This is a genomic window from Arthrobacter sp. TMP15, from assembly GCF_039529835.1.
GTDB lineage: Bacteria > Actinomycetota > Actinomycetes > Actinomycetales > Micrococcaceae > Specibacter.
The window spans coordinates 2704473-2722100 of sequence record NZ_CP154262.1; the positions used below are offsets into that span (position 1 = coordinate 2704473).

The 17628-nt window shown below is 56.6% G+C and carries 13 protein-coding genes; 6 read left to right on the top strand and 7 right to left on the bottom strand.

All coding sequences use genetic code 11. The features are described 5' to 3' along the window. Position 1: 1 nt before the first annotated feature. On the bottom strand, positions 2 to 451 hold the full coding sequence (locus tag AAFM46_RS12105; RefSeq protein WP_343318023.1) for a hypothetical protein: 450 nt from the start codon (positions 449 to 451) through the stop codon (positions 2 to 4). A gap of 286 nt (positions 452 to 737) precedes the next feature. Between AAFM46_RS12105 and AAFM46_RS12110 the strand changes: the two genes are divergently transcribed. After that, a complete protein-coding gene (locus AAFM46_RS12110) occupies positions 738 to 986 on the top strand; it encodes a WhiB family transcriptional regulator (RefSeq protein ID WP_038469266.1) in 249 nt (82 codons plus the stop codon). Positions 987 to 1068: 82 nt separating this feature from the next. On the opposite strand, the gene AAFM46_RS12115 is transcribed toward AAFM46_RS12110, so the two are convergent. From AAFM46_RS12115 to AAFM46_RS12130, 4 genes are all read right to left on the bottom strand, one after another. Further along, positions 1069 to 2547: a PAS domain-containing sensor histidine kinase gene (locus AAFM46_RS12115; RefSeq protein ID WP_283528414.1), complete on the bottom strand. Its 1479-nt coding sequence runs from the start codon at positions 2545 to 2547 to the stop codon at positions 1069 to 1071. Positions 2548 to 2648: 101 nt separating this feature from the next. After that, positions 2649 to 7517, bottom strand: coding sequence for an NAD-glutamate dehydrogenase (locus tag AAFM46_RS12120; protein ID WP_343318028.1), 4869 nt, complete (start codon positions 7515 to 7517; stop codon positions 2649 to 2651). Between the two features lie 57 nt (positions 7518 to 7574). After that, positions 7575 to 9167 (bottom strand): chromosome partitioning protein, encoded by a 1593-nt coding sequence (locus AAFM46_RS12125; protein WP_343318030.1) that lies wholly within the window; start codon positions 9165 to 9167, stop codon positions 7575 to 7577. Further along, positions 9164 to 9805, bottom strand: coding sequence for an SAF domain-containing protein (locus AAFM46_RS12130; protein ID WP_283528419.1), 642 nt, complete (start codon positions 9803 to 9805; stop codon positions 9164 to 9166). The genes AAFM46_RS12125 and AAFM46_RS12130 overlap by 4 nt, the downstream gene beginning before the upstream one ends. A 301-nt stretch (positions 9806 to 10106) precedes the next feature. On the opposite strand from AAFM46_RS12130, the gene AAFM46_RS12135 reads away from it, so the two are divergent. After that, a complete protein-coding gene (locus tag AAFM46_RS12135) occupies positions 10107 to 10325 on the top strand; it encodes a helix-turn-helix domain-containing protein (RefSeq protein WP_283528420.1) in 219 nt (72 codons plus the stop codon). A 107-nt stretch (positions 10326 to 10432) separates the two neighbouring features. Here AAFM46_RS12135 and AAFM46_RS12140 read toward each other — a convergent pair whose 3' ends face one another. After that, positions 10433 to 10993, bottom strand: a complete 561-nt coding sequence (locus AAFM46_RS12140; RefSeq protein WP_343318033.1) for a hypothetical protein — start codon at positions 10991 to 10993, stop codon at positions 10433 to 10435. 184 nt (positions 10994 to 11177) lie between these two features. Between AAFM46_RS12140 and AAFM46_RS12145 the strand changes: the two genes are divergently transcribed. Together AAFM46_RS12145 and AAFM46_RS12150 are read left to right on the top strand one after the other, a co-directional pair. Further along, complete coding sequence (locus tag AAFM46_RS12145) at positions 11178 to 11960, top strand: hypothetical protein (RefSeq protein ID WP_343318035.1); 783 nt, start codon at positions 11178 to 11180, stop codon at positions 11958 to 11960. Between the two features lie 67 nt (positions 11961 to 12027). Continuing rightward, positions 12028 to 12600: an Rv3235 family protein gene (locus tag AAFM46_RS12150; RefSeq protein WP_343318037.1), complete on the top strand. Its 573-nt coding sequence runs from the start codon at positions 12028 to 12030 to the stop codon at positions 12598 to 12600. Positions 12601 to 12680: 80 nt separating this feature from the next. Here AAFM46_RS12150 and secA read toward each other — a convergent pair whose 3' ends face one another. Beyond that, positions 12681 to 15476, bottom strand: coding sequence for a preprotein translocase subunit SecA (gene secA / locus AAFM46_RS12155; RefSeq protein WP_283528429.1), 2796 nt, complete (start codon positions 15474 to 15476; stop codon positions 12681 to 12683). Positions 15477 to 15768: 292 nt separating this feature from the next. Between secA and AAFM46_RS12160 the strand changes: the two genes are divergently transcribed. Both AAFM46_RS12160 and AAFM46_RS12165 read left to right on the top strand, forming a co-directional pair. Next, complete coding sequence (locus AAFM46_RS12160; protein WP_283528431.1) at positions 15769 to 16203, top strand: MarR family transcriptional regulator; 435 nt, start codon at positions 15769 to 15771, stop codon at positions 16201 to 16203. Positions 16204 to 16300: 97 nt separating this feature from the next. Next, positions 16301 to 17530, top strand: a complete 1230-nt coding sequence (locus AAFM46_RS12165; protein WP_343318040.1) for an MFS transporter — start codon at positions 16301 to 16303, stop codon at positions 17528 to 17530. Positions 17531 to 17628: the final 98 nt, after the last annotated feature.

A 17628-nucleotide genomic window follows, 5' to 3' on the forward strand; every position in this document is an offset into this window, starting at 1 on the left:
ATTACATGACGTTGTTTTCTGCCCCAGTGCGCAGTGAAAAAGCAACCACTTTTGGCGTAAACAGAAAATACACTGTGGCCACAGGCGGCAGCAACAACAAAAGTCCCAGCCCAATGGTGCCCGCAAAGAGTGCCGGCACGGCAATGGCCACCATCAACAACTGCCAAACGAACGCCGCCGAGCGGGTCCATCGAAACCCTCTAAACGCATTAACGGCCACGGCGCCAAGCCCTGCTGCCAACGCTAGAAGCAGCACGATTAAAAACACGGCACTGGCCATGGAATGTGGTGTCTGAGTCAACGCGGAGAAGATCGAGTATAAGCCCATAGCCCCGATCGCCAGCGCTTCAATACCAACAACGATTGCCACCACGTAAACGCCAACTGGGCGAGACAATTCGGTACTTGGGACGCTGGGTTCCACCAGCTCAGGCTCTTGGAAATGGGGCATTTTGGCAGGGTTTTCAGGATCTTTTGGCACAAGAGTACCCTACCGGATATAGCTTGACGTGGGCTATGTAGCGACTCTCGGCGCCGGCCGAAGGCAATGAGTTGTTGTGATGTAACCCTCACGGTTATAAGCTAATATTTCCATCATTACCTCTTGTTTACGCAGAGTTAACATGACACGATTAACTCAATGACCTAAACAGGCCCAAGACGGGCCTTTTCTTATGTGGCCAAAAGTGAATTTTTTCACAAGTTGCCCGCCGTTCTAAAAGGAGTGAGTGATCAGCATGGACTGGCGTAGTCGCGCAGCCTGCCTCGACAAGGACCCGGAGCTGTTTTTCCCTGTGGGAAACACTGGCCCGGCCTTGCTACAAATCGAGGAAGCAAAGAGCGTATGCCGTCGCTGTCCCGTGATTGACACCTGCTTGAAGTGGGCCATTGAATCAGGACAAGACGCAGGAGTTTGGGGTGGCTTGAGCGAGGATGAACGCCGCGCCATGAAGCGTCGTGCAGCCCGCGCCCGTCGCGCCAGCTAGCTTAACTTCTTCACCCAACCCGCAGCAGAGATTAAAACCGTGCTAGTCACGAATTTTTCCTCTCCGCTGCGGGTTTGTTTGTTTAATGCCGACTGATCAGCGCCATCTGTAGCTCAACCACCGTGCCGCCTCCCTCCCGAGGTGACCATTCAATGGTGCCGCCCAATTCACTGGTAACAAGTGTCCGCACAATCTGCAGCCCCAGCCCCTCGGTAATGTTTCCTTCAGGTAGGCCCACACCGTCGTCAGCTATGGTCACGGTCAATGCGTCATCATTTGATTCGTTCTTATACCTACGCGCGTTGAGCCACACTGTCCCTTCGCGGTCCTGCAGGCCATGTTCAACAGCATTGGCCACGAGTTCATTGATGACAAGCGCCAGCGGAGTAGCGAAATCGCTGGGCAGCTCCTCAAATGCACCCTCTTTTTCAGTACGTACACGCTGTGACGGCGAAGCCACCTCGGCTGACAATCTGAACTGCCTGTCAATGAGCTCATCAAAGTCAACGTTTTGAGCCAGGCCCTGAGAGAGGGTTTCGTGGACCAAGGCAATCGTTGAGACTCGACGCATGGCCTGCTCCAGGCCCTGTTTGCCTTCTTCGCTTTGCATGCGCCGGGACTGCATACGCAAAAGAGCTGACACGGTCTGAAGATTATTTTTGACTCTGTGGTGGATTTCGCGGATGGTGGCGTCCTTTGACACCAGCTCCTGTTCCCTGCGGCGAAGTTCAGAAACGTCGCGGCACAAAACCAAGGCGCCAAACCGCTCGGTAGCATCTCGCAACGGAATGGCGCGCAGAGAAAGACTTACTCCTCGCGACTCAATCTCGGTACGCCACGGCATTCGTCCTGTGACAACCAGCGGCAACGTTTCATCCACCATTCGCCGGTCCTTAAGCAGGCCGGTGGTCACCTCCGCTAGTGAACGACCTTCTAATGATTCCCCGTCACCTAGCCGACGGAAGGCTGAGACACCATTGGGGCTTGCGTACTGAACAATCCCATCAACGTCAAGACGCAGCAACCCGTCACCCACACGAGGAGCACCGCGCCTGGAACCCGTGGGCGAGGCAAAATCTGGCCACAGTCCCAAAGTGCCCATCTTCAGTAGATCGTAGGCACATTGGCGGTAGGTCAATTCAAGTCTTGAGGGCATACGTGAACTGGACAGGTCCATGTGTGTGGTGATCACAGCCAGTGTGCGCCCGTTGCGGACCATAGGGATGGCCTCAACGCGCATAGCCATGTCCGCGTGCCAGACCTTCGTTTCATGTGAGCGTTCAATGTTCTGGCTTTTCCATGCCAGCTGAACCAGCGGCTCAAGCAGCGGTTGGATCCGCTCCCCCACAAAGTCCGCATGAAACATGGTGTGGGAGGTAGAGGGGCGTACATGGGCCAGGGCCACATAGCCTTCGTGGTTGTTTGATGGGAACCATAAGACCAGGTCCGCGAAGGATAAATCAGCGATCATCTGCCAATCACCGACCAGTAAATGCAGCCATTCGGCATCGCCCGGGCCCAGCCCTGAGCTATCTCTGATCATGTCGGCAAAGACTGCCATGCTGGCTCCTTAAAGATGGGTGGCGGTGCCCGCTGCAGACAGCAGGCACCGCACAAGCGGTTGCAACCATGCAATTGCAACCGCCCACAACGACGGTTTCTCTAGCGCCGCACTATTGAACGCAAGAGCCTCAATGCTACAGACAAAGAAGCCATATCATCTTGTTCAAGCTCGTTTACCTCCGCAAACATCCGAACGGCACGGGCCAACTGTTCCTCATTGGCTTTCTCCCACACCTCAATTCGCTCCGGCGTGGACATTCCCTTTTCGGTGCTTTCCATGACGTTGCGTGTCATGTCAGCGGTTGTCGCATACAGATCATCACGCAGTGCCGCACGAGCCAGCGCTTGCCACCTATCATTGCGCGGAAGCGCCGTGATGCGTTCAAGCAAGGCATCCACTCCGTAGCGGTTGTACAGGGCGTAGTAGACACTGGCCACGTTTTCCTGCGTTTCGGATAGCGCCTCACTCACCTTTGCCACATCCAGCAGCGGGTACGTCTCGAACAATTCAGCCCAGCGGCTACCCAACGCATCCGGCATCTCAAAGGATGCAGCCCGGCTAGTCCACGTTGCAACCCGTTCCACGTCAACGCCTTGGAAGAAGTCGCCCATGTGCGTGCCCAAGGCACCCACAACCGGCTTGAAACGGTTGACCAGGTCTTCAACGCTCTGCTGCCCAATGCCTTCGTTCACCAGCCACCGCACGGAGCGGTCAAGTAAGCGGCGCATATCCAGATGAACTGTGCACCACTGCTCAGTCGGGAAGGCCGGCGGCAGTTCACGCAACGCTGCATTCATCGAGGCGAAGTCAAAGATTTCATGCAGCGCAACAAAGGCCTTGGCTACTACAAGCTCATTGGCTGAGGACTCCTCCATGACACGGAAGGCAAAAGTGATGCCACCAACATTGACCATGTCGTTTGCCACTACCGTTGCAATAATCTCCTTGCGCAGCGGATGGGTGTCCAGCTCCGCGTCAAAGCGCTCGGCTACTGCTGCTGGGAAATAACGACGCAGCGTTGATTTGAACCAAGGGTCATTGGCGAGGTCACTATCACTAAGAGCCGTTGCCAGTTCCATCTTGGCGTAGGCGAGCAGGACTGCCAGCTCAGGGGAGGTTAGTCCCTGCCCGGCGCTCAAGCGCTCCTGCAACTCTGCGTTGCTTGGTAGCGCCTCAAGTTCACGGTTCAAGTCGGCATGTTCTTCCAACCAGTCCATGAATCGTTCGTAGCTGGGGCTCCATTCAACAACACGCTGGCGGTCGTTGAGCAACAAAATATTCTGCGCGATGTTATCTTCCAGAACCAGATGTCCAATTTCATCGGTCATGGACATGAGGAACTCGGTGCGCTCAGCGGGATCCAGCTTTCCTGCCGCTACCATCCGGTCAACAAAGATCTTGATGTTCACTTCATGGTCTGAACAGTCAACCCCGGCCGAGTTATCGATGGCATCAGTGTTTAGGATGACCCCGTGAAGGGCTGCCTCTACGCGGCCGTGCTGGGTCATGCCAAGGTTTCCACCTTCACCGATGATCTTCACACGCAGGTCGGCGCCGTCAACACGGATAGCGTCATTGGTTTTATCTCCCACTGACACATGGCTTTCAGTGCTTGCCTTGATGTAGGTGCCGATGCCGCCGTTGTACAGCAGATCAGTGGGTGCCAGGAGCACTGCGCGAAGCAACTCTGGTGGGCTGAGTTTCACAGTTCCCTCGGGTAGTCCAAGAGAGGCGCACACTTCAGGGGAAATGGGGATTGACTTGAGCGTGCGTGAGTAAACGCCGCCACCTGCACTGATGAGGTCCTTGTTGTAGTCCTGCCACGATGAACGCGGCAAGTTATACAACCGCTGACGCTCGTCAAAGGAAGCACCCGCTGCAGGGGTGGGGTCAAGGAAAATGTCTCTGTGGTCAAAGGCCGCAACCAAGCGTACGTGACGGGTGCGAAGCAGACCGTTGCCAAACACGTCTCCTGACATGTCCCCCACGCCAACTGCCGTGAACTCCTGAGTTTGGGTGTCCAGATCGAACTCGCTAAAGTGGCGTTTCACCGATTCCCACGCACCGCGAGCGGTGATGCCCATGGCCTTATGGTCATAACCAACGGAGCCGCCCGAGGCGAACGCGTCGCCAAGCCAGAAGTTGTAATCTGCAGAGATGGCGTTCGCAGTATCGGAGAACGAGGCCGTTCCCTTATCGGCCGCTACCACCATGTAGATGTCATCCTCGTCGTGGCGGACCACGTTTTCCGGGGGAACAACCACTTCGCCCTCGGCGGTGACAACCAAGTTATCGGTGACGTCAAGTAACCCGCGGATGAATGTCTTGTAGCTTTCCTTGCCCTCTGTTATCCAGGCCCCACGATCAACAGCTGGGTTGGGGAGTGCCTTGGCAAAGAAGCCTCCCTTAGCTCCGGTGGGAACAATGACAGCATTCTTCACTGTCTGTGCTTTCACTAGCCCCAGTACTTCCGTGCGGAAGTCTTCCCGACGATCTGACCAGCGCAGCCCGCCACGGGCAACCTTGCCAAAGCGCAAGTGTGTACCTTCCACGCGAGGTGAGTAAACCCAGATTTCAAACATGGGCCGTGGTGCCGGCAGTCCTTCGATGGCTGACGGGTCAAATTTGATGCTCAGGTAGTCGCGGTCGCGGTAGTAGTTGGTCCGCAGCGTTGAATCAACAAGGTTGGCAAAGGTCCGCAGAACCCTGTCCGCATCCAGGGTAGGAACGCTTTCCAGCGCTTCGTCCAGGCGGCCATGAACTTCGGCCTGCAACGCGGAGCGATCAGCGTCCTCAACAGCGGGGTCGAAACGTGCCTCAAATAGTTCAACGAGCGCACGAGTGACGGCCACGTTGTGCAATAAGGTGTCAGCAATGAATCCATAGGAGTTGGTATTGCCCATTTGGCGCAGGTACTTGGCGTATGCGCGCAGGATGACGACTTGGCGCCAGTGCATCCCCTCCGTGAGAACCAGGCGGTCAAAGTTATCCGACTCGCTCAGTCCTGTGATGGCTGCGGCGAAGGCCTGCGTGAGCAGTCCTGCCGTGGCTATTGGATCAACACCGGCAGGGTATTTCAGGCCCAGGTCGTAGAGGAAGAAATCGCGTTTATCCGCGGTTTCAACTTCGAAGGGCCGCTCTTCAAGGACTTCAATGCCAAGGTTGTGGAAGAACGGCAGGATTTTGCTGAGACTTTTCGGATGAGCCATATATAACTTGACTCGAGCGTCCTCGTCCAGACCAGTCCCGGCAGGCAGGTAAACATGCATGCCCGGTGCGCACTTCTCCGGGGCTAGGCCGGCTTCAATGGCGCTCTTGTACTGGGCGTCAAAGTTCTCAAAGCGAGTGATGTCAACTAATGCATCCTCGACCTCAAAATCGACCCTGTAGCTTGGCGGAAATGCTTCGGACCACTTCTCGACCAAGCGTTCGGCGACCTCGAGATGCTCGGAATCACGCAGTACCTTGGCAATGCCTTCGGGCCATGACCGGGCTGCACGAACCAGGCGCTGTTCCAGCTCGGCTACGTGAAGATCGGCCGGAACCCTGTAGTCCTTGGACAGACGGATACGGAAGAACAAGCGGGCTAGTGCCGATTCACTCATACGAGCTTCAAAGTCGATCGAACTGGCGTTGAAGGTGCGGGTGAGCTCCTCCTCAATCCGGTGGCGCACAGCTGTTGTGTAGCGGTCACGAGGAATGTACACCAAAGCGGACATAAAGCGCCCGTAGATATCGGGACGCAGGAACAACCTTGTGCGACGGCGTTCGGCCAGCCGCAGGATGCCGTTGGCAATCTCGATCAGGTCAGCAACCTCAATTTGGAACAGCTCATCGCGCGGGTAGGTCTCAAGAACTGCAAACAGGTCCTTGCCCGAGTGTGAGTTGGGCGGGAACCCAAAGTGACGCAAAACGGCGTCGACTTTTTCTCGCACAACAGGGATGTTGCGTACCGAACCGGTGTAAACGGCTGAGGAGAAGAGCCCAATAAAGCGTTGCTCGCCATTGACATTGCCTTGGGAGTCAAAGGACTTAACTCCAATGTAATCAAGGTAGGCACCGCGATGCACTGTGGAGCGAGAGTTGGCCTTGGTGATAACCAGCACGCGCTTCTCACGCGCCTTGCGTCGACCAGTGGTTGTTAGGTGCTGGACTGTGGGGTGACTCGAACCGTCGCGCAGGAGCCCTAGGCCGCTTCCTTCACGGTTGACCAACACGTCTTCGCCGTCTCGCTTATCCAGGTCGTATTCACGGTAACCAAGAAAGGTGAAGTTATCTGCCTCCATCCAATGCAGGAGATCTTCGGCTTCACGGAGGTCCACCAGGGACTCTCCGGCCAAGGCGGTGGCCAAAATTTCGGCTCGGCTCAGAGCCTTCTCTCGCATGGCCGGCCAGTCTTCAACGGCGGCGCGGACGTTTGCTAGTACCTTCTCGAGTCCGGCAAGAAGTTCCTCCTTGGCGGGCTCGCTGATCTTGGAAATTTCAACGGCAATCCAAGATTCTAGGAAAGCACTATTGTCACCGTCTCCAAGGAGGTGGGAGATGTTTGGCATCGCAGAGGTATCGCCGCTGGCAACTCCCGCGTGGGAAGGAACTTTTGTTACAGAGGTAAGCTCATTGCTTCCCTTATCGCGGGCAACGACAAAGACAGGGTGAGTCACGAGGTGGATGGCAAGTTTCTGTCGCAAGAGTTCTGCGCTGACGGAGTCAACAAGGAACGGCATGTCATCGGTGATGATATAAACAACGCTGGCATCCGGTTCATCGTGGATGAGGACCTTAGCCTGGCCTGACGTGCGCTTGGCTGCGAGCTCCTGGTGGGCAAACGCCCGTGCGCTGAGGAGTTCGGGATCGTAGCGAGCAGCATCCTCATCGGATAGTTGCACAAAGTAGTCATTCAGGAACGACTGGCCACCATAACGGCTCTGGTCCCGTACAGGTTGATGGCTGGGTGAGTGCAATGACATGAATTAACGCCTCCGTGAAAGAGTTAAGACCGCCTCTTTGCGATCCTCCCACTGAGCCTAGCCCTGATATTCAACCCTTGCTGTGGCTTTTGCTACAGCAATTTTCAACATTCGTTGGTCAGCTGCACAATCCATGTCGGCAATGGCGAGACGCAAGGGCGCTTCTGCGGCGATCTCTTGTAAAAGACGGCCCTCAAGAAGTGCTTTGTCCGTGAGTTCAGGATCCCATGGCAGAAAATGCTTGATGCTCTGGGCTGGACCAAAACGTTCCCACGCTTGAGCCAACGACTTCTCTGGATTCCCACCCACCGCTTTGCGCCGCACCTTATTAGCCACAACACGCACCTCAACGGCCGGATAATTTTGCGCTAGTTCGCTCAGCCCGCGGATGAGCCGCGGAATTCCAATGGGATCGCTGTTGCCCACCGCATAGACCAGATCCGCCTGCCCCAAGACCGTCAAAGTGGCCGCATTACGCCTCGGAGCCACAGTGTCATAGCTAAGCTCCTCGTCATTTTCCAGCGAGAAACCACAATCTACAATGACCAGGTCCCAGAGTTCGCAGGCCAACCTCAGAACACGAGCCACCGCTGCTGCCCGCAATTCCGGCCACCTATCAGCCCGGGTCAGCCCCGTCAGCAGTGAGAAGGTACCTCCGTGAAACACCACCTGTGTTGCCGTTTTAGCCAAGTCTGCCAGGGTCAGGCTCCCTTGGTCAGCCGCGCGGCAGGCGTGGGCGAAGGACGCGGCCTCATCCAGCAGTCCCAGGGCCGCTGCAACGCTCGCCCCGTAGCTGTCCGCATCAATCAGCATCACTTGCCGTCCCGAAGCAGCCTGTTCGGCTGCAAGGTTGATGGAGATAGTTGTCCGGCCGGGAGATCCAATGGGACCCCACACGGCGACCAGTGCCCCAGGGCCGGAACCCTGCTCCGGCGGTCCTTGCACAATTGTTGCTTTCCGCCGCCTCAATTTGTGTTGCTTTACTTCGGTGGCGTCTCTGACTTGCTCCACAATGGCTCCACCGCGTGTGGCTCCACCGCGCGGCTCCGCACCGCCATGTCCAGGACGCAGGCGCTTGGCCGCCGAAGACTTTTTCTCTACTTTTCTTGTCTCTGCCGCGGCATTTTCCGGGCTGCCGCTCGGGACCTCGCCGGCGTGGTGAACAGCGCCGCTGGCAGGTTCAGCGTCAAGTACGGCTCCGGGTGGGGCCGTGGGGAACGGTAGCTGAGAGCCTAAATCCTGTTGGGGAGCCAGTGCGGTTACCTGTGCCGGAACAGAAAATCCCGAGTACCCGGGATGCTTACGTCCCTCAAGGGCACTGTGAACAACCGTCAGCAGTTCCTGGGCCGTGACCTGTTCGGTGACGACCGTGGCCCCTATGCTACGCAAGCGTTGAGCCTCTTCCGATGAGAGGGCCACAGCGACAATACTGACCCCCACTGCCGTGAGCCGGTCAACAAGTGTTGCCGAAAGTTCGCTGGAGAACGCGGCTACAACCGCTACTTGCGCCAGGCCACTTTGGCAGGCGGCAAGAAGCTCCACCAACTCTGGACAACGCCGCACTATCCGCAGCTCATGGTGCTGTTTCATCAGTTCATCAATGACGCCACCGGCTGTGTCCCCCACCGCAACCACGGTGATCACGCTCATGGGGCAGCTCCAGGATTCCATACCACTGCAACTTTGGCTTTATTGGCTACCGCCCCCAGAAATTTAGGCATCTGCACATCCGTGACGAGCACCATCAGCTGCATGTTCTTACCGGATCCCAACGAGGAAGATGAAACGTTTAGGGCGGCAACCTCCGCACCGGGCAGCATGAGCACCGGCGGCTGGTAGCCGTTTCTTTCATCCGGTAAAGCAACCCAAACGTCCACGCGGGAACCAACAACCACTTCCTTGGGCAATGGCTCATCGATTGTGACTGAGGCGGGCTTGCGGTCAAGTGCGTCTGTGTTCCCAATACTGGAGCGGGAAACAAGTTCGCCCTTGGGCACCATGCGGATGGCTACGGCGCCCTGGTCAAGTACTTCGTTGGGGTCAAGATACTTACCATCTGCGTCACCGAGCTGAACCTGCACAATGGTCAACGACTCTGCCGTGACTTTTTGTCCCACAACCAGGACGTCTGTGGCCACGTAAGCCGGCACTGTCTTTCCTGCGCTCGTGACCAACGCCACCACTGACACCACGGAGGCCAGGACCAGCAGGATACCGATCATCAGTCGCGGATCTTTCCAGGACGGCTTGGTCAATCGAGCGGACGAGCTCTGCGTCTCCATAGCCATCGACTCTCCACTCGAGGAACCCGTCGTCACGTTGTGCCTACCCGACGGTTCAAGACCGCCGGTTCAAGACCGCCATTTTCACATCAAATGTGGGCAGCCACGTGAGCACTACTGCCGTTTACTATTTGTACCGCCGATCAGCTCGCGTTGATAGCCCCTGTGCTGAAATGTTCTGCTTCTGTGGATAAAACAGTGGCATGGAGCTAGTTTTTCCGTACCTCCCCCAAGTACATAACGACTGATTTGATGTCTATTAGCGTCGAACCTCGTCAAATAAGGTCAAAAGGTGGACAATGGTTCCATGCCCCGTTTCCTAACACTGGCCGACGTTGCCGAACAGCTGCAAATCTCGGCCGCTGCATGCTACGCACTCGTGCACAGCGGTGAACTACCGGCCTTCCAGATAGGTGGCCGCGGGCAATGGCGCGTGGATGAAGCAAAATTTGAGCAGTTTATTGACGATCGCCATGCCGCCGCCCGTGACATGCTGGCGGCTGATAGTCCGCCACGAACCAGCTAAATCCCACAGCTAGTGTGCTCTTCGAGCGAGGTCAGGCGCTCTCCGGTGGCATCACAGGCCACACGACAAGCCACACGACAGAGCCGGTGAGTGCATTAAGTGGGAACTCAAAACTGATCCTCCGTTGAGGACGTTACAGTCACCAGCGCCGCCAGGGGCACAACCACACTCCCCTGATTGTTCCCACGTTCCCGACTCACGCCGTCGGTCAATTGCATCAGCTGAACATAGTCCGCACCCACTTGGTCCAAGACACCGCGTAAGTTCACCGGGCGTGTGCTGTCCACATCAAGAACAACTGATGAACGGTTTCTGGCAAGAATACGCAGTGCAGCTGCCAACGTAAACGGAACCTTGGATGAAGCCTTGCCGCGTTGGGCACCTACACCCTGCACGCGCAGAATCTTAGCCAAGGGCACCAAAACGGAACGGTTGCCTTCCGTGAGCAGGGTCCACTGCGGCTCCACCCTGCGCACAACTCCGTGAACCGTTATGCCATTACACATCAGAACCGTCAGTTGAACGCCTATGCCACCACGCAACGCCTCAGCCAAAGTTAGCTGTGAAGCCTCAACTCTCGCCAGTTCATTGATGTGCCGTTCCATTTCCTGCGCCGTGGCCGCGTGCATCTGGGTTTCGAAATCACCAAAGAGTAAATCCCATCGCATGGCGCCACGTTAGGCGCGGCTACCCAACCAGTCAACCCTTCGACAGCGGGCTTGCAAGCAACTTTCCACAAACCCTGCCCAAGCTATAGACATTTGAGCTCTAAATAAGTCAAAATGATTTAGACACCCTCAAATAGTGTTAAACACTATCAAATCAGTTCAAAGTAGATTAAAGAGATGCATCATGAGAAGAGAAACTGTCGCAGACCTAACCATGGCCGCCGCAACCCTCTTTCTGGGCGCCTCGTTGGTCTTCAGTGGCCATTCGCTTTTACGGCTGCATGGGAACAGTGGCGGGGTAGCCTCCCCGCTTAACTTCTCCGAGTTGTTGGGTTTGGCTGGTGCAGGCTCAGGGATACTCCTACTTTGCTGCTGGTTGTTTGGCTTCGTCTGCGCGTGCATCTGCGGTGCCGCCCATGTTCTGGGCGCCGCCAGACTCGCCGCATTCACGGCGGCCTGTTCGCCAGCCTTCATGCGGCGGCTCATTATTGCCATCATGGGATTAAATTTGTTGGCTGCACCCCTGGCTGGGGCTGCCGAGGGCCCAGGAGTTGATCCTCTCTGGCATGCTCAAACTGTAGCCACCTCGCCGTCACTTAGTACTGCACAGCCCCCGAGTGCGCCCGCTCCACCCGTGGCACCCCAGTGGACTCCCCAGGCACCAGCGATTGGTGCTGACCTGCTCATGAGACCAACAACCCGGCAAGCTCCCGTATCACCACCGATAGACAGCAACGAAACCGGGTCAGAAGCACCACCTGGCGCAGGTCACGAGGCCAGCAACAGCAGCGATGTGGTGGTGAAAAGTGGTGACAGCCTGTGGAGCATTGTTGCCAAGGCACTGGGACCGTATTCAAATGATGTCGATGTGGCACTCGCCTGGCCTGCTTGGTACAGGGCCAATGAGGCAACTATTGGGCCAAACCCCAACATCATCCATCCGGGCCAAATACTCCACGCACCATAATCCCGCCGATCCCGAAAAGCCCCAACCTCTGAACACAAGTGTCCTCACCACCGCAAAGGAGCACCACGTGAGTACCACCGCAACCTCATCACCGTCCAACCCCACGCTTTTAGTGGTTAAGCCCGTCAACACCATCACTCCTGGCACCGACGCTCTCAACGAAGGAGAGGTGATAAAACTCCCTGGACGGGAGGAACGTCTAAGGCGAGCACGGGCAGTCCCAGACAGTGACACCTCAGGCGCCCTTGGGATACTGGATCCAGGAGGGGCAGAGCGGGCCGTTGTGGCCTCAATGTCATGCAAGGTAGCTCAAGCCGCCCTTGAAGTTCTCAGCGGTGTCCGCTCCGTACAGCAACTGGTCCGGTGGCTAGATGCCCTGTGCCTTAACGCCTTGGCAACCCGTGCACGGCTGCATGCCGAAGCCCAAAAAGCTGAATGCCGTCGCCAGAGCCACGCGCCAGAGAACGTTCATATGCTCCATCACCAGCCCCAAGTCCATTCGGTGCATTGCAGTGCCGTCTCGCCTGGGATCTTTGAAACTACAGTGGTGATCGCCGACAAGACGCGTTTCCGAGCCATCGCCATGCGGTTCGAACTCTTGGGTGGGCTGTGGAAAGTGACTGCTTTGCAGATTGGCTAGGGAAAGATCCCCACATCAACCACCTGCCTAAAACAAGAGCCAGACGCGTTGGCGTCTGGCTCTTGGCAAAGCGATGGGGACTAGCGCTTTTTCTTCTTCTTGTTGTTGTTTTTGTTCGCCGGACGCGTGGCCGACGGCGGCAAGCCGCTACCACGGCGCTCAATATGCGTTTCGGCTTCACCTTCCGCATCCGGGCCACTAAACTGCAGCTGCGCAGGCTTCTCAGGTGCTTGAAGCCCAGGAGCGGTGATCCGGGGCGAACTCTCCTCAGCGGCCTCGGATGAGTCACTGGCAGTGCCTGAGCCTGCGGAGCCCACCCGACCCATCAATGCCGAGGGTGCCTCTTGAACAAGACCAACGCTTGCTTCCGGAGCGTTCTCCACCTGAACTTCAAGGTTGAACAGGAAACCAACGCTTTCCTCGCGGATGCCGGCCATCATGGACAGGAACATCTCGTACCCTTCGCGCTGGTACTCAACAAGCGGGTCACGCTGAGCCATGGCCCGCAACCCGATACCTTCTTTGAGGTAATCCATCTCGTAGAGGTGTTCCTGCCATTTACGACCCACCACAGAAAGCACTACGCGGCGTTCAAGTTCACGCATGGTCGATGAGCCCAGGGCGGCTTCGCGCTCCTGGTAGGCAACCTTGGCATCACTGAGCAGCTCAGTTTTGAGAGTTTCAGCTGTGATCCTGCCCTCGCCACCGACCTCTTCAGCGATCTCATCCACTGACACGCTCACCGGGTAAACGGTTCGAAGGTTGCTCCAGAGAGTTGAGAAGTCCCAATCACCGGGATGGCCATTGCTCAGCGCCGCGTCAATAATCTCATTGACGGTGTCCTCAAGGAAGTGTTGAACCTTCTCATGCAGGTCCCCGCCTTCCAGAATCCGGCGGCGGTCACTGTAGATGGCTTCACGCTGACGGTTCAGGACGTCGTCGTACTTCAAAACATTCTTGCGCTGCTCAGCGTTACGGCCCTCAACCTGGCCTTGCGCGGAGGCAATCGCCTTCGATACCAGCTTGGATTCCAGCGCAACATCATCGGGCATGGACGATCGCGACATGAGGCGTTCGGCAGCACCGGAGTTGAACAAACGCATGAGGTCATCGGTCAATGAAAGGTAGAATCGCGACTCTCCAGGGTCTCCCTGACGTCCGGAACGGCCGCGAAGCTGGTTATCAATACGACGGGACTCGTGACGTTCGGTACCCAGAACGTACAGCCCACCGGCCTCAAGAACGGCCTCATGCTCGTCCTTGACGGCTAGCTTTGCTTCCTCGAAAACGTCCAGCCAGGCTGCCTCGTACTCTTCCGGAGTTTCTTCCGGGTCCAGTCCGCGAGCAGCCAGCTCAGCAATAGCGTTGAACTCGGCGTTTCCGCCGAGCATGATGTCCGTTCCACGGCCCGCCATGTTCGTGGCGACGGTGACAGCTCCACGGCGTCCGGCCTGCGCTACGATTGCGGCTTCACGGGCGTGGTTCTTTGCGTTCAACACCTCGTGCTTGACGCCAGCCTCTGCCAATTTCTTGGACAGGTACTCGCTCTTCTCAACGCTAGTGGTGCCCACCAAAACAGGCTGGCCCAACTCGTGACGTTCAGCGATGTCAGCGACAACCGCGTCAAATTTCACAACCTCGTTCTTGTACACCAGATCCGCCTGGTCCACACGCGACATGGGCTTGTTCGTGGGGATTGCAACAACCCCCAACGAGTACGTGCCCATGAACTCGGAAGCTTCGGTCTCGGCGGTGCCTGTCATGCCGGCGAGTTTCTCATACAGACGGAAGTAGTTCTGCAGTGTCACTGTGGCCAAAGTCTGGTTCTCAGCTTTGATCTCCACACCTTCTTTGGCCTCAATGGCCTGGTGCATGCCTTCGTTGTACCGCCGACCAGAGAGAATACGGCCAGTGTGCTCATCAACGATGAGAACTTCGCCATCCATGATGACGTAGTCCTTGTCGCGCTTGAACAGCTCTTTAGCCTTAATGGCGTTGTTCAGGAAACCAATCAACGGGGTGTTGGCGGACTCGTAAAGGTTGCTGATGCCAAGGTAATCCTCAACTTTTTCAATGCCGTCTTCGAGAACACCGACGGTGCGCTTTTTCTCGTCAACCTCGTAGTCCTCTTCGTCATTGAGGCGCAGTACAACTTTGGCAAACTCGCCATACCAACGGTTGGCGTCTCCGGACGCCGGGCCGGAGATGATCAACGGTGTACGGGCCTCATCGATGAGGATGGAGTCCACTTCATCAACGATCGCAAAGTTATGCCCGCGCTGAACCAGCTCATCCTTGCTCCAAGCCATATTGTCGCGCAGGTAGTCAAAGCCAAACTCATTGTTGGTGCCATAGGTGATGTCGGCAGCGTACTGGGCACGGCGCACGGTGGGGTCCTGGTTGGAGACAATACAGCCGCTGGTCTGACCCAGGAACCGGAAAACTCGTCCCATCAGGTCTGACTGGTACTGCGCAAGGTAGTCGTTGACGGTAATCACGTGAACGCCCTTGCCCGTGAGTGCGTTTAGATACGCCGGTGCTGTTGCAACCAGGGTCTTCCCCTCACCGGTCTTCATCTCGGCAATGTTCCCCAAGTGCAGGGCAGCACCACCCATGAGCTGGACACGAAAATGGCGCAAGCCCAATGTGCGGGAGGATGCTTCACGCACGGTGGCGAAAGCCTCCGGAAGCAGATCATCCAACGACTCGCCATCTGCGTGCCGGAGCTTGAGCTTGTCAGTTTCCTCGCGAAGTTCTGCATCGGTGAAGGTCTGAAAAGAGTCCTCCAGCGAATCAATGGCGTCCGCAAGGACATTGAGCCGTTTAAGCGTCTTGCGATCGCCTGTGCGAAGGACCCGCTCAAGAAGTGATGGCACGAAATTGCTCCCAATCTATTGCTGCCTAAAAGTAGCGTGTTCAGTCTACGTGAGAAGATGCAGGCTAATCTGCCAGTTTTTGCTGTGTGGCACTCGGCAATACTCTCAGAGTTGGCTGGAATTAGTGGATTTGTAATCCTGCACGGCGTTAATTTCTCCCCCAGCGGAACCTTCAGCCGTGCAACTTGGGCATCTTTCTCACCAAGCCGGGAACTCGAGCAACACTCGATAGTGCTTGTTTCGAGACACAAAACTTGACTCTTAGGTAACCTAACTATTAGGCTACCTAAGCATGAGTAACAGTGAAGCTTTGGATTTAGCTGCCCGCTACCGGGAAATACTGCGTCAGGCAGTTTACGTAGTGCGCGCCATAGAAGCTGACGGGGACTTAAGCACAAGCCAGGTCAGCACACTGAATATGCTTGCCGGTCAGCCACTGCGGGTCAGCGATATTGCCCGGAACGCTGGCATTCGCGTTCCCAGCGCAACGGAGCAAATCACCAAACTCGCCACGAACGGTCTTGTGGAGCGGACTCCCAATGATCATGATGCCCGTGTAGTGGAAGTTCGGCTCACCACTTTGGGCAGGCACAAACTAGAGGCCGCAAACCTGCGGCGCAATAAGGAAGTTGCCGCAGCATTTGCGTTCCTGCTCCCCAGTGAACGTCAAGCGATCGACAGGGCTATCCCTGCCATTGCCAAACTCAACGAGGCTTTATCCCCCTGAGCAAGTGGCCTCCCCGCGGAGCTTGACCGGCGAACAACGAATCCGCAGCAACAAGTACTAACAAACCACCATTGCCCTCAACAAACTAGGAGTAGAAGTGCAAGCGAACACGGCAGATACAACTGCCAGCGAGAAGGAATTAACGCTCACGAAAGAAAAGCAGTCCATGCTTCATCAGCCCAAAGCTGTGTGGGCAGTTGCCGGAGCATCGGTGTTCGCGTTCATGGGCATTGGCCTGGTTGATCCCATTCTGCCCGCCATTGCAGAAAATCTGCAGGCCACCGCCAGCGAAGTTTCGCTATTGTTCACCAGCTACTTCCTTGTTACTGCCATCGCCATGCTGGTCACAGGCTTTGTGTCCTCACGGCTAGGCGGCAAACGTACCCTCTTACTGGGTTTGGGAATTATTGTCATCTTCGCTGGTCTCTCAGGGTTATCTGACACCGTCGATGCACTGGTTGGCTTCCGCGCCGGCTGGGGTTTAGGAAACGCGCTCTTCGTAGCAACAGCCTTGGCAGTCATGGTGGGTGTGGCTTCCGGCGGAGCGGCAACCGCCATCATCTTGTATGAAGCCGCCTTGGGTCTGGGCCTGTCACTTGGCCCGCTGATGGGAGCCATGCTAGGTGGCTGGCAGTGGCGAGCACCGTTCTTTGGCACGGCTGCGGCCATGGCCGTGGCTTTCATTCTCATCATGATCCTGCTTCCCAAAACCCCAACTCCAGCCCTGAAAACCAGGCTGCGCGACCCGCTTATTGCCTTGGGCCACAAGGGCCTACGGACAACAGCCGGCAGTGCCTTGTTCTACAACTACGGATTTTTCACAATCCTGGCGTTCGTGCCTTTCATCCTAGGCTTTGATGCCTACGGGATTGGTGCGGTGTTCTTTGGGTGGGGCGTGGCCGTGGCCGTGTTCTCAGTTTTCGTAGCACCGATTGTGCAGCGTCGCTTCGGGGCCGTGGGCGCATTGACGGGTTCGCTGATTGCTCTGGCAATCATTTTGCTTGGCCTGGCTCTTGCAGCCGGACACTCGGTGAGCACAGTAGTAGTTCTCACAGTTGTTTCCGGTGCCCTCCTTGGAATCAACAACACCCTGTTCACAGAAATGGCCATGTCCGTTTCCGACTCCCCGCGCCCTGTGGCTAGCGCCGGTTATAACTTTGTGCGTTGGATGGGTGGGGCGCTGGCACCGTTTCTGTCCACCAAGATCGCCGAATACACCAACTCTTCAATCACGTTCTACACGGCTGCCGCCATGGTGATTGTCAGTGCTGTGGTCATTGTGGCAGGACGCAAATATCTCATCGCTCACGAACCGGCGGGCATCTGAGCGCACCACAGTTGGTTTAGTTTTCTGCCTTAGCAAGTACGACGCCGGCGCTAAAGGTGGGAGTGGAACCCCGCCTTTAGTGCCGGCGTTGTATTTTA

Bases quoted from the DNA above. Each gene is read 5' to 3' on its own strand.
- AAFM46_RS12105 (WP_343318023.1), bottom strand. From the start codon at position 451: ATGCCCCATTTCCAAGAGCCTGAGCTGGTGGAACCCAGCGTCCCAAGT.
- AAFM46_RS12110 (WP_038469266.1), top strand. From the start codon at position 738: ATGGACTGGCGTAGTCGCGCAGCCTGCCTCGACAAGGACCCGGAGCTG.
- AAFM46_RS12115 (WP_283528414.1), bottom strand. From the start codon at position 2,547: ATGGCAGTCTTTGCCGACATGATCAGAGATAGCTCAGGGCTGGGCCCG.
- AAFM46_RS12120 (WP_343318028.1), bottom strand. From the start codon at position 7,517: ATGTCATTGCACTCACCCAGCCATCAACCTGTACGGGACCAGAGCCGT.
- AAFM46_RS12125 (WP_343318030.1), bottom strand. From the start codon at position 9,167: ATGAGCGTGATCACCGTGGTTGCGGTGGGGGACACAGCCGGTGGCGTC.
- AAFM46_RS12130 (WP_283528419.1), bottom strand. From the start codon at position 9,805: ATGGCTATGGAGACGCAGAGCTCGTCCGCTCGATTGACCAAGCCGTCC.
- AAFM46_RS12135 (WP_283528420.1), top strand. From the start codon at position 10,107: ATGCCCCGTTTCCTAACACTGGCCGACGTTGCCGAACAGCTGCAAATC.
- AAFM46_RS12140 (WP_343318033.1), bottom strand. From the start codon at position 10,993: ATGCGATGGGATTTACTCTTTGGTGATTTCGAAACCCAGATGCACGCG.
- AAFM46_RS12145 (WP_343318035.1), top strand. From the start codon at position 11,178: ATGAGAAGAGAAACTGTCGCAGACCTAACCATGGCCGCCGCAACCCTC.
- AAFM46_RS12160 (WP_283528431.1), top strand. From the start codon at position 15,769: ATGAGTAACAGTGAAGCTTTGGATTTAGCTGCCCGCTACCGGGAAATA.